This window comes from Albimonas donghaensis, from assembly GCF_900106695.1.
In the GTDB taxonomy this organism is placed as follows: domain Bacteria; phylum Pseudomonadota; class Alphaproteobacteria; order Rhodobacterales; family Rhodobacteraceae; genus Albimonas; species Albimonas donghaensis.
Genome location: NZ_FNMZ01000012.1, coordinates 111,853 through 123,341, shown reverse-complemented (window position 1 = coordinate 123,341; position 11,489 = coordinate 111,853). Strand labels below are relative to the sequence as shown.

The 11,489-nt window shown below is 69.7% G+C and carries 13 protein-coding genes, 1 tRNA gene and 1 pseudogene; 3 read left to right on the top strand and 12 right to left on the bottom strand.

What is annotated here, in order from left to right; translation table 11 throughout:
* Nucleotides 1–492 (top strand): annotated as a pseudogene (locus BLV24_RS20425) (IS5 family transposase); the annotation flags it as partial.
* 222 nt (nt 493–714) lie between these two features.
* Here BLV24_RS20425 and BLV24_RS20420 read toward each other — a convergent pair.
* Nucleotides 715–804: transfer RNA gene (locus tag BLV24_RS20420), tRNA-Ser, on the bottom strand.
* A 317-nt stretch (nt 805–1,121) separates the two neighbouring features.
* On the opposite strand from BLV24_RS20420, the gene BLV24_RS20415 reads away from it, so the two are divergent.
* Together BLV24_RS20415 and BLV24_RS20410 are read left to right on the top strand one after the other, a co-directional pair.
* Complete coding sequence (locus tag BLV24_RS20415; protein WP_092685336.1) at nt 1,122–1,316, top strand: type II toxin-antitoxin system HicA family toxin; 195 nt, start codon at nt 1,122–1,124, stop codon at nt 1,314–1,316.
* 25 nt (nt 1,317–1,341) lie between these two features.
* The gene (locus BLV24_RS20410) at nt 1,342–1,725 is read left to right on the top strand and encodes a type II toxin-antitoxin system HicB family antitoxin (protein WP_092685334.1); all 384 of its coding nucleotides are present in this window, start codon (nt 1,342–1,344) and stop codon (nt 1,723–1,725) included.
* Nucleotides 1,726–1,791: 66 nt separating this feature from the next.
* On the opposite strand, the gene BLV24_RS20405 is transcribed toward BLV24_RS20410, so the two are convergent.
* From BLV24_RS20405 to BLV24_RS20355, 11 genes are all read right to left on the bottom strand, one after another.
* On the bottom strand, nt 1,792–2,157 hold the full coding sequence (locus tag BLV24_RS20405) for a hypothetical protein (protein ID WP_092685332.1): 366 nt from the start codon (nt 2,155–2,157) through the stop codon (nt 1,792–1,794).
* 13 nt (nt 2,158–2,170) lie between these two features.
* The gene (locus tag BLV24_RS20400) at nt 2,171–3,004 is read right to left on the bottom strand and encodes an N-acetylmuramidase domain-containing protein (protein WP_092685330.1); all 834 of its coding nucleotides are present in this window, start codon (nt 3,002–3,004) and stop codon (nt 2,171–2,173) included.
* 76 nt (nt 3,005–3,080) lie between these two features.
* Complete coding sequence (locus tag BLV24_RS20395; protein ID WP_092685328.1) at nt 3,081–3,740, bottom strand: hypothetical protein; 660 nt, start codon at nt 3,738–3,740, stop codon at nt 3,081–3,083.
* A gap of 1 nt (nt 3,741) precedes the next feature.
* The gene (locus tag BLV24_RS20390; protein ID WP_092685326.1) at nt 3,742–4,062 is read right to left on the bottom strand and encodes a hypothetical protein; all 321 of its coding nucleotides are present in this window, start codon (nt 4,060–4,062) and stop codon (nt 3,742–3,744) included.
* Nucleotides 4,063–4,064: 2 nt separating this feature from the next.
* Nucleotides 4,065–4,328: a hypothetical protein gene (locus tag BLV24_RS20385; protein ID WP_092685324.1), complete on the bottom strand. Its 264-nt coding sequence runs from the start codon at nt 4,326–4,328 to the stop codon at nt 4,065–4,067.
* Complete coding sequence (locus tag BLV24_RS20380; RefSeq protein WP_092685322.1) at nt 4,325–5,050, bottom strand: hypothetical protein; 726 nt, start codon at nt 5,048–5,050, stop codon at nt 4,325–4,327. Before BLV24_RS20380 ends, BLV24_RS20385 begins: the two co-directional genes overlap by 4 nt.
* Nucleotides 5,043–5,489, bottom strand: a complete 447-nt coding sequence (locus BLV24_RS20375) for a hypothetical protein (protein WP_092685320.1) — start codon at nt 5,487–5,489, stop codon at nt 5,043–5,045. The genes BLV24_RS20380 and BLV24_RS20375 overlap by 8 nt, the downstream gene beginning before the upstream one ends.
* A 32-nt stretch (nt 5,490–5,521) precedes the next feature.
* Nucleotides 5,522–7,213, bottom strand: a complete 1,692-nt coding sequence (locus BLV24_RS20370; RefSeq protein WP_092685318.1) for a hypothetical protein — start codon at nt 7,211–7,213, stop codon at nt 5,522–5,524.
* Nucleotides 7,214–7,222: 9 nt separating this feature from the next.
* The gene (gpJ, locus tag BLV24_RS20365; RefSeq protein ID WP_092685315.1) at nt 7,223–10,567 is read right to left on the bottom strand and encodes a TipJ family phage tail tip protein; all 3,345 of its coding nucleotides are present in this window, start codon (nt 10,565–10,567) and stop codon (nt 7,223–7,225) included.
* Nucleotides 10,564–10,983 carry a C40 family peptidase gene (locus tag BLV24_RS20360; RefSeq protein ID WP_143040382.1) on the bottom strand — a complete coding sequence of 140 codons (420 nt, stop codon included), beginning with the start codon at nt 10,981–10,983 and terminating at the stop codon, nt 10,564–10,566. Before BLV24_RS20360 ends, gpJ begins: the two co-directional genes overlap by 4 nt.
* Nucleotides 10,980–11,489 carry a hypothetical protein gene (locus BLV24_RS20355; RefSeq protein WP_092685311.1) on the bottom strand — a complete coding sequence of 170 codons (510 nt, stop codon included), beginning with the start codon at nt 11,487–11,489 and terminating at the stop codon, nt 10,980–10,982. Before BLV24_RS20355 ends, BLV24_RS20360 begins: the two co-directional genes overlap by 4 nt.

The window sequence follows — 11,489 nt, the reverse complement described above, 5'->3', positions numbered from 1 at the left end:
GATGATCGACAGTTCCTGCGTCCGGGTCCACCAGCACGGGGCCGCGGTAAAAAGGGGGGTGACGACCATGGCTGCATGGGACATTCCCGCGGCGGCCTGACCACCAAGATCCATGCGCTGGTCGATGCCGAGGGCCGCCCCGTCCGGCTGAAGCTGACGCCCGGCCAGGCGGGCGACGCGCCGGTGGGGACGGAGTTCGTCGCCGATCTCGATCCCGGCGCGACCCTGATCGCCGACCGCGCCTACGACACCAACCCGATCCGCGAGGGCGCGGCGGCCCGCGGGGCATGGGCCAACATCCCGCCGCGCGTGATCCGCAAGGACGCTTTCAGCTTCAGTCCGTGGGTCTATCGCCAGCGCAATCTGGTCGAGCGCTTCTTCAACCGCATCAAACAGTTCCGCGGTCTTGCCACCCGATACGACCGGCGCGCCGACAATTACCTCGCCGCCCTCAAGCTCGCCGCCATCCGCTTCTGGATCGCCAGCATATGAGTCCGCGCCCTAGACGCAGCAATGCCCAAGGGGGGTTCCGTCATCATGCCCGACTTGATGCGCGCACGCCCTGTCGCCCGAGAACGTGAAAATCATACCGATGCGTTGTCAGGCTAGCCGCTCAATCGCTTCCACCGCGATTGCGATGGGGGACAAGGTGGGGGACGGCGCTCCGTCCACTTCCACTTTATCTATGTTTTCCCGGCGCTTAGGTGGAAAACGTGGCGGAGTGGAAGGGATTCGAACCCTCGAAACGGTCTCCCGTTTACTCCCTTAGCAGGGGAGCGCCTTCGACCACTCGGCCACCACTCCGCGGACGTGTATATGGGCCAAGCCATTGCGTTGCAATGCCATTTTCCGGGGATTTCTCGGAAGCCCGTTTTCCCGGTTTTCGTCAGAATTCCGCGAACTTAACCAGAACTGAGCGTGATTCCCGCCCAAAATCCGCCCAGGAAAAATCGCGCTTTGTTCCGGAGAATCGGCAGGCCTCCAGAGACGAGAAATGGCCGCGCCCCATCCGGAGCGCGGGCCCTGCAAGCCACGCCTTATGTGCGCTTTATGCATATAGTCACTTGACCGGCGGGCACTCTGTATGCATATAATATGCATACAGACAGGGAGCCACGCCAATGCCGATCACCGCCGCCGACATTCTGAAAGCCCTCCGCGCGGCGGGTTTCGTGCAGCGCAGCGGCAAGGGCTCCCACCTCGTGCTCACCCACCCGGACGGGCGGCGCACGGTGGTCTCGAAACACCGGGGCGACCTCCCGAAGCCCACCGTCCGCCAGATTGAAAAGCAGACCGGGGTCAAGCTCCTCAAGTGAGGAGCGCCCCGGAAGGAGACAGGCCATGCCCACGCGGCTCTACCCCATCGTGATCCACCGCGGCGACGACGGAGCGTTCGGCGCCGTGTTCCCGGACTTCCCCGGCTTCACCAACGGCGCGACCATCGAGGAAGTCGTCACCCGCGCGAGTGAAGCCCTTGAGGCCGCTTTCGAGGCCATGCTCGAAGACGGCGAGGACGCCCCCGCGCCGACCCTGGCCGCCGAGATCGAGCCTGACATGCGGGCCGGCGCCGAGTGCATCGCCTTCGCTCCGGTTTCGCTCCCCGGCCGTTCCAGGCGGATCTCCGTCACGCTCCCGGAAGACCTCCTGGAGCGCATCGACGCGGTCGCTGGCAACCGAAGCCGCTTCCTCGCGGAGGCGGCGTCTGCGGCCCTCCGGAGCGCCTGAAACGCGAAAGGGCCGCGCCCCATCCGGAGCGCGGCCCTCGCCGTCCCAGCCCTCGCCAGCGGCGCGCTACCCCCTCGCCGCGATCTCCGCCTTGACCCGCGCCGCGAGAGCGTCGTCGGTGGCCCCCACCCGTTTGAGCAGACCGGGCGAGCCCCCGCGCGCATAGGCAACCGCCGTGTCGATCGCACGGCCCCGCGTGGGCGACGGGAGCGCGGCGGCGGCCGAGGCCGGCGAGACCCCGGGCCGCCCCTCGGCGACCTGGTCAACGCCATAGGCCAGCGCCCGCGAAACCAGCGCGTCGAGCTCGGCCTGGTCCGCTTCACGAATCCGCACGCCGAGCCACTGGCGCAGCAGGATCACCACGGCGCCGGAGATCAGCAGGGCCAACGGCTCGACCAGCGCGCCGGCGAGGGTGGTCAGGGTGTTTTCCATCGGTCTTTCCTTTTCAGGTCGCGCCCATGGCGGCCCATGCCGCCTGCAGGGCGATGCACGTCTCGCGGTTGAACTCGGGGGCGAGGCGGCTGTCGGCGCAGCGGGCGACGAACCGCGCTAGCGCGCCCCCGGTCATCGGGCCGTCGATTCCGTCGGCCGGGCCCGGTTCGTCGCCGAGGCGCTGCAGGACGAGCTGCGCCTCACGCACCGTGTCGACGTCGCCGACGATCCCGCCTGCCATGGCGGGAGCGCCGGGCTCGGAGCGGAGGGCGGCGTAGGCGGCGCGCATTTTCTGGTCGTAGCGGTTGGCGGCGTAGGCCGGCCCGTTGTAGCCCCGGGCGAACGCCGCCCAGTCGTGCCGCCGCAGCGCGTCGGCGAGCCCCGCCCCGCGCACGTAGCCGACGAATGCGGCGATCTGCGCGGCCTCACTCCCACACATGGCCGAAACGAAAGCCTCGACGCCTGCCCACCCGCAGAGCCGGGCGTTAAAGCCCATCACCTGCCAGCGGCCCCAGGAGGCCGCCTCCAGCGCCGCCACGCGGTCTAGGTCCATGGCCGCCCGCAGCCGGGAGAACTGGGCGTCGCCGGCCGCGCCATAGTCTCCAGCAGCCGGGGAGGAGATCGCCGGATAGGTCGAGGACCAGCGGCCATCGGTGAGGCGGTGGAAGACGTGCCGCTCGAACAGGATCGGCGGTCGGCCGGAGGCGAGGAAGGCAGCGCCCCGGCTTTCGACCTCGGCGACGGCGCGGATTGCGGCGACCTCGCAGTCCAGCGCCTCGGCCGCATCAAGCCAGGGGCCCGCGTCGGGGATGGGCCGGCCAGCGCCGCGGAAATCGGAAGGGATCATGCGGATACCCCGCGCGCGGTTGCCCGCGGCGGCCTCATATGTGTCTGTAGGGTGGAGAATCGGACGTGGCTGCTCGCTACGCGCCAGACAGGATCTCAAATGGCAATCGAATGCTTTCCTGCGTCGGCTGCGAAACTCCTGCGCAGTCGTAGTCGAGGCGGGAGAAGTAGACCGCCCTCCCCGGAAGCGCCGCCAGCGGGACGACGAAGATCAGCCGCACCAGCGTCCAGGCCTCGCCGCTTTTGACCCCGTAGGCGCCAGCGCCCCGGTCCCACTCATCCCCCTCGAGCCAGGCGACCACGCTGCGCCGCTCGGCGGGATGCTCCCGGCCGCCGTGGTTCGCGACCATGGGCACCGCGAGGGGCGGTTCGCAGGTCGCCCCGAACGGCGTGCGGCGCACCAGGAACACCGCCTCGCACTCCTGGCCCTGAACGCAGGCGCCGTCGACGATGTAGGACAGCGACGGGTCGAAGCGGACGATCCGGCGCGGGGGCTCGAGCACCGCGATCCGCTGCGCCAGATCATCCTGCGCCGCGGCGAGCGCGGTGATCCCGAGATTGTCCTGAAGCGCGCCGAACAGCAGCTCGGCGACGGCGCCCCGCCACATCCAGTTTGCGACGAACGCGCCGGCGCCGAGCGTCGCGGACACCGCCAGCGCGAGCGCCGACGCGGATAGCATCGACCACATTCGGGCGAGCAGCGCGCGCCACCCGCGCTTGATGTCCGCCGAGGTCATATCAGCCGCCCCCACCAACATTTGCGATGACCTCGACGGCGAGCTCGGGCAGCGTGTGGACGCCGCCGTCGACGGACGCCCAGACCTGCACCCGCCAACGGCTCGCACCAGACAGAGCGCCAGGGGGGAACCAGACCTGAACGGCGCCGCCGACGGCGCTGAGGATCGTGACCTCAGCCGCAACATCGGCGGCAACCGAACCCGGCACAGCGCCGGCCGCCGCGGCGACGGTCGCGCCGGTCAGATCCATCGGATCGCCGGACAGATCGGAGAAATAGGCCACAGCAGCCAGGTGGTCGCGAGCGGTGATCCGCGAGGTCATGGTCAACGTATCTCCATTGGGTCGGGCCAGGCTCCGGCGATCACGGCGGTCGCAGGCCATGCGCCAGAGATCTCCGCCGCCGTGGGCCAGGCCCCCGAAATCGTCACGTCCGCCGCCTCGGCCGCGGCGGCCCAGGCCAGCGCCTCCGCCCCGATGGCGACGACCTCATAGGGCCCGATCCCGCCCGTGGGCGCGAACGTCCCGATCAGCGTTTCGGCGGCGTCATAGGCGAGGGCGCCCGATAGGGCCGGGACAGTGAGCGTCATGCCTCCACCTCCGCGGTGATCTGATCCAGGTAGATGATCGCCTCGGACGCGGTGCCCTCGAACGCGCCTTGGTCATTGCCCCAACCCCCGAGATTGGTGACAACCTGCTCCGCCGCGACCCCGAGGGAGCCGACATTGCCCCCACAAATTTTGTTAAATGTGAACGTCGACGTGTCGACCAGCGCCCCGTCCACATAGAGGGCGAGTTTGCCCGTTGTCGCGCTCGCGCTCCACTCGACCACGAAATCACCAGTCGGCGCAGGAGCGTCAACAAAGCCGGAGTCCGAGCTGTCGTCGCCAGCGCCGCAGCGGAAATACAGCGTGTCGTCGTAGACGTATAGCAGAAGGCCCGACTGGCGTCCCCCAGCCTCCATCAGGATGCCCTCCTCGCCCGAGGCGCGAGAACCGCTGACGCGGGCGCTGGCCTCTCGCGCCTCAGTCAATTCGTCATAGTACGCCCCCACCACGTCCCAGGTCGCCGTCGCAGTCATCCCGTCGGTGACGTAGGTCGGGACCGAGGCCGGGCCGGTCACGTCGACCGCCACCTCGGCAAGCGCCAGCGCCCCGGTCGCGTCGCGCACCAGAACGGCGAGCCGGGTCTCGGTAACAGCGTCCTCTGGCCAGCTCTCGGACGCGAGCGGGTCGAAATGGACAGCGCCCGTCGCCCGATCGACCCGGAACCGCCCGAGCCCGGCCGATCCTGCCCCGATCAGGTCAGCCACCGACCGGCTCCAGCGCGGCGATCAGAGCGTCGAGAGGGGCGGCGAGGAACGCAATGTCCGCGCCGGCGTAGGCGCGGTCGAGCAGCAAGCCGGAGGCGTCGTCCCAGGCGTGGGCAGCGGTGGCGGTCGGCGAGATCGGCGAGGCCAGGATCGCCGCCACCACGTCCGCGCCAGCGGCCTGCCCGGCGGCGACCAGCGCCAGCACGTCCGCCGGGGCCTGCGATCCATAGAGCCCGACGGCGGCCGCCTGCACCTCGGCTGGCTCGAAAACCAGCGCCGGCTTGATCCGATCGAACCGCGCCTGCATCCCATTGACCAGAGAGACCATGTCGACGGCGCGGAGGGAGGCAGAGGCCCGGGCGTCGACAGCCGAGCGGCGCACCGACTTGGCGGCCTCGACGGCCGTTTCGACGACGCGCGACAGAGGTGTGAGGGACATTCGACGTCTCCGCTGGAGATTATGGGGGGGCGTTACTGTTCGCTCAGGAGTTTCCACGCGCTGCCGTTCCACCAGACCAGGTAGGGACCGCCCGAGCCGATGGCCTTCGGGTCCCAGGTCAGGCGATCAGCCAGGGCGACGTCGCCCTGGCCCGGGTTGGCGGGCGCGGCGGTCAGCTTCTCGATGCTCAGGCGCAGGTTCTGCAACGTCACCCTGTCAAGGTCCGTGCCGTCGCCGACTTCCATGATCCGATTGACGCCCGCGCCTCCGGATCGGTTCACCACGATCTGGGCGGGGACGTCGTATTCGCGGCTGTCGAACCGGATGAAGCCCCCTGCCGTGCCCGGCTCGTAGCCGGCATTGACCCCGTTGCCGCCGTTGACGGCGACGACCTGGTTGGGATCGCTGAACTGATCCGCGGCGACCCATCCGCCCGTTATGTTGATGATCGGGAAATCGCCATCGTTGTTGGCTCTCGGCGTTCCGGACGCGTCCAGGAACTTGGAGCTAGTCCCCCGCGTCCAGGTGCAGCCGGTGATTTCGAGCTGCTTGAGGTTGCTCGCGGTGGCAAGCGCGAACCCCGGGCCGGTCGAATTGTGCGCGAAGTAACAGCCGATGAACCGCACGATGACGCCATTTGCGGCGTCGTCATCGCCGAGCTTGAACGCCGGATCGGGAGCCTCTTCCGTCGCGGTGAACTGCGTCCCGTGGAAGTCGAAAAGCGTCCCCGCCTCGATCTCGCAATCCGCCAGAGAGCTTTCGATCTGCCCCCCAAACACATGGATCGCGTTGGCGCGGAGCTGCGCCTCCCCGCCGTCGTCGGCATACAGGTCTCGCCCAGAGTTGCCCACGCAGAACAGGCCGAAATGCTCCTGGTTGTTGTTCTCGCGGTCCTGGTTGCGCCACCAGATGCCGCCCGAGGTGTTGTCCGTCTCCGTCCCGTTCCAGCGCACCGTCAGCCCATAGGTCCGCAGGATCCAGCACCCGTTGAAGACGATGCCATATCCCGCGTGGTTTTGCGTCTGCACCTCGCGCAGCGTCGCATAGCTGCACTTGCCCAGCCAGATCCCGTGACCCGCCTCATAGCCGCCGGGCCCATCGGGCTCGGCGTAGTCCCCCCCGTTGACGTAAAAATGCTCAATGGTGATGCCATTCACGCCGTCCGCCACCACCAGGGCGGCGAGCCCGGTGAAGCCGGACAGCTTCTGGAGACCGGATCGCGGTTGATTGTGCGCCGTCGGGTTGATGCCGCGGATCATGACGTTCTGGGAATCGACCTCCCAGGGCGTCAGCAAGCCATAGACGCCCTGCGCCAGGATCGCGCATTTCTGCGCCTGCGCGAAATCATGCGCGGCCTCGAGCAGCGCGAGATCGTTCCCGGTGCCGCCGCTCGCCGTCCCGAACTGCTCGGGACAGATGCACCCGCCGCTGCTGATCGCGTAGAGCTTCACGCCGCCGGCGGTGGTCACATGGTGATCAGTCGCGCCGGACGCAGCCTCCTGGTAGCGGAAACCGCCCGCCTCCCAGATGGCGCCCACGCCGCGAGACGGCCCGGTGTCAGCGAGCAGATTGGCGACGGCCCCGAACCGGGGTTTGATCTCGTCGATCTGCGCGGCGAGGCTGGCGACCGGAGCGCGGACAGTCGAGCCGTCGCGGTGGCCCAGCAGCTCGTCCAGCAGGACGGCCTGCGACAGGTCTGGCGTCCGGACTCCATTCTCGGCCATTGGAAACTCCTAGTAGACGATGATCGGAAATGGACCGCTGCGCGGCCCGGGAACACCCGCAAGATCCTGCGGTTCGAGGTAGACGTCCCAGGCTCCCGCTGAGAGGCAGCGGCCGGTTTCACGGTAGAGCCGCACGTCGTCGACGGCCCCGTCGAAGTCGATCGAGGCCAGCAACTCGACGCCATCGTTGCCGGCGGTCGCGACGATGGCGCTCAGCGCCAGGCCATCGGACGCGACGGCGTCGCCGGCCTGGGCGGTTCCGCCCGTCAGGCGCGGCGTGACCGTGCCTGCGGTTCGTCCCGAGACCGTGAACCCGAGCCGGTAGGTCTTCCCCTCGGCGAGGTCCTGCGGCTGCCCGACACCGCCGACCGAGCCGGGCGTGTGAGCGGCGACCCCGGACGCGATCACCCAGCCCGGGCCGGCGGTCCAGCCGGCGCCGGTGTTGAAGCCGCCATCCTCGACCAGCTCGCGCCGGGTCCCGTCCCCGTGCAGGTAAGACAGCGTGGCGCCAGGCGAGACCGCGAAAGGCTGGCCGAGGGCGTGCGCCTCGGCGTCCAGCGTGTCGCCGACCGGAACAAGGTAAGCCTGCACGCGCGTCGTCGCCTCGTCGGCGGTGGCGGCGAGCGTGATCGACAGGCTTCCCAGGCCGCCCTGCACCTCGATAGCGTCACTGTCGAGCGCGCCCGGAAGCGGCGAGTCCTTCTCGCCGATCGTGACTGCGACGGTCGCGGTCAAGGGGCCCTCGGTTCCATCGACAGCCACCGCGAGCGCCCGCAGCTCCACGTCGTCGCCGGCAGCGTAGCCCGAGACGGCGACCCCGCCGGCGGCGAGCGGCAAGCTCAGCTCGGTCCAGGACGGCGCGCCCGCGAGCCGGTGCCCGAGCCTGTAGGAGGCGAGCGGCGCGGCGGAGCCCGAACCGGGGGCCAGCAGCACGCGCAGCCCGTCAGGATCGTCCATTCCGGTGCGGCCGGTAAGGATCTCGACGAAGCGGGGGGCGGCCGGCGTGACCGGGTCCGGCGCGATCTCGGCGCCGACGCGGCCATTCCAGGCGGGAGGCTCGTAGTCGGCCAGCGCCGCCTCGATCTCCGGCGCGTCGGCGACATAAGCGTAGACCGAGGCCATGTCCTCGCCCGGCTCGACGGCGCGGACCCGCAGCGCGTGGCTCTCGGAGCCGGCGGTTCCGAAGTGGATCAGTTCGCCGACCGAAGGCGCCTCGGCCGAGGTCGCGAGGCGCAAGAGCCGGGTCTCGCCACTCGCGACCGCGGCGGGCGTCACGGCGGAGACGACCGACTCCCCGATCGTGTCCTCGTCGTCGGCGTAGACCCGGAAGCGGATCGCATAGTCGGTCCCGTCCTCGACCGCCACGACCTCGTCCAGTTCGACGAGCCGGCCCTCGACCGCCTTGACCCGGGCCGAGCGCTGCACGCGGTCGAGGACGTCGAAGGAGCCCATGACCAGGTCGCCCCTGGTCGCCACCCGCGCGATCCCGTCCTGCACGGCCGAGAAACGGTCCGGCCGGTGGATCAGCTCCAGCATCCGCCGGGTGGCCTCGATCGCGACCTCGTCCGGGTCGGTCTTTCCGGGCACGTCCAGCGCCTCGGTCAACTCGATCTCGCCCTCGTAGCCGGGGCGCCGCACGATACGCTCGGCCGAGGCCCAGCCGTTGGTCTCGTCGAAGAACGTCACCCGGAAGCCATGCGGGAGGTCCACGTATGGCCGCGACCATCGGATCCCGGAGGCGTTCCGCGGGCTGACATGGTCGACGGCGACGGTCTGCGGCCGGTCGATCACCACGCCCCACCGCAGCCCATCGTGGCGCGGGCTCGCCCGGCCTGCGGCGCAGATGGCGCGCAGCATGTCCCCGAAGCTCTCGGCCCGGTCGTGGACCCGATCGTATTTGAGCCCCTGGGCCGCGCACCAGTCGAACCAGTCGGCGACCAGGTCCATGTCGATCCCAGCCTCGCTGACGGGGTACGGGTTCTGCGGGCCGGTCAGGGCGGCGAGGTAGGCCGAGGCCGGGTTGCGGCTCAGCCCGTCCGCCCAGTCCTCGCCGTCCCATTCGGGGGCGAAGCGCTGCACGATCCCGTTCAGATCGTCGAGCGCGCCGTTGAGCTGGTAGGAGGCCCGAATCCGCAGCGCCACCAGCGCCAGCGGCCTGGCGATCGCGAGCGGGTATTCCGGCCGGATCGACTGCAGGCCGGCCAGCGACACCCGGTCCGCGACCTGCGGGCTGGTGCTCTCGTCCGTCAAGCGCGTGACCTCGATTTGCCAGCGACCGCGGGACGGCAGGTCCCACCCGACCTGGCGGAAGAAGGACTCGCGCTTCTTGGCCGCGATCTCCAGCGTGACCACGTCCGACCATGCTCCGCCGGCCTCGGGGCGCTGGCGGATGAGGATAGAGACGCTGCGGGAGCGCAGGGCGCCGCGGCTGGACGCCTCGAAAAGTCCAGAGCTGAAGGCGAAGATCAGATTGACCGAAGCCGCGTCGGCAGCGGTCCAACGCACCACCGGCGTCGCGATCGCCGAGTCACCAACGATCACGTCGCCGTCCACGTCGCGCGGCAGCGGCCGGATCAGCTCGACGCCCACCGACTCTTCAATCACCTGGCGCGGGTAAAGCGTCACGGGGTCGTCCCCCGGAACGCCCTCGCGGATCTCGACCTCGACGTCCTCGAAATCGCTCAGCGGCGTGTCGCCGAGGCGCAGGTCGGAAATGTCCAACCGCCCGTAGCCGAAACAGAACAAGCCCCGCACATACTGCTCGTCGCCGACGATCTCGGTATAGGAGGGCGCGGCGAAGGGCGGCGCGTAGCGATGACGTCCGAGCAGGAACGGAACCGGCTCGCCTGGCCGCGCCTCGTTGCGCCAGCCCTGCACCTGGTAGATCGAGCGCGCCGCGTCCTGGCGGGCGGCGGAGGGCGGCGGGATCAAGGCTCCAACCAGCAGCCCGCCGACGCCAGTCAGAACCGCGGCCGTGATCGCGGTCGCCGTGGTGCTGGGCGCGGCGACGCCCAGGATCGCGCCCGCCACGGGGCCGGCCACATAGATCGCGGCGACAGCGACTGCGATCAGCAGCACCGAGCGCAACACCGGATCATCGCCCGGGACGAGCCGGATGACCACGCGCGCACCATGCCGGGGCCGCAAACGGGACCAGGTCGCCGGGTCGGGCGCGGACATGCCGCGGGCGGTAACGAGGGTCACGCGCAAGCGTCGCCGGTCTTCCTCGGCCAGCGCCGGAAGCGCGGCGGCGACCATTTCCGCAACGGTCAGCCCCTCGGGCAATTCCAGCTCGCGCCGGGCCTGCGCAGGATCGAAAAGCGGAGCTGCGGTGACAGGGATCAGGCGGGTCATGCGATCCGAGCCCCGGCTTCGGCATGCCTGAAAGCGCCGACGAACCGCATGCGCCACCGCGGATCATCCAGCCGCGCGACGCGGGCCTGCGCCTCGCCGTCCATGTGCAGCATCCGCCCATCGCCGAGCGCGACGCCCAAGTGAGAGGCGAGGCGGCCGCGCCGGAACAGCAGAAGGTCGAAGGGCGCGACGACGTCCGCCACGGGACGCCACGGGCCAAGCTCCGATTCCCGCCCGATCAGCGCGGCGACCTCCGCCTGCTCGCCCGCGCAGGGATAGGCGCCTGCATAGGAGGGCAGCGCGATCCCGAGCTGCTCGGCATAGACCATGCGGGCCAGCCCGTAACAGTCGCAGCCCGAGCGGTTTCGGCCGAGATCCGCCCAGGGCAGGCCAACATAAGAGTCCGCCCAGATCACTGGAACAGCCCCGGGAAGCGGTCACGCGTGAAGCGGTCCATGGGGACGGTCTCGTCCTCGATCGGGGCGCGGGTCAGCGTGAGCGAGACCTGCCCCGCATCGCCCTCGGCCGCGACAATGCGAAGATCTCGGCATTCCATCTCGACCAGGTCGGGGCTCGATGCCAGCACCACCGCCATATGGATCACCGGCCGGTCGGTGAAGGACCGCAGGAGCTTGGCGATATCGTTGTCGACGCTCTCCAACACCAGCGTCGCGGCGGCGGGCGCGTCGTCCTGGTCGCCCGGAAGCTCGGCCGAAACTAGGACGAACAGATAGGGCTCGGTGACCTTGTTCGCACCGAACCAGCTGGACCGGGTTCCGTAGATGAGCGGGTCGGCGGACAGGCGCTCGGTCGGGTCGGTTGAGAGGCGCACGGGCGACGCGAGCGAAGGATGCTCGATCACGAAGAGCGCGACCTCGACCTCGGCCGAGCTGGCCGCGTCCAGCGCCTGGCGCGCGTTCAT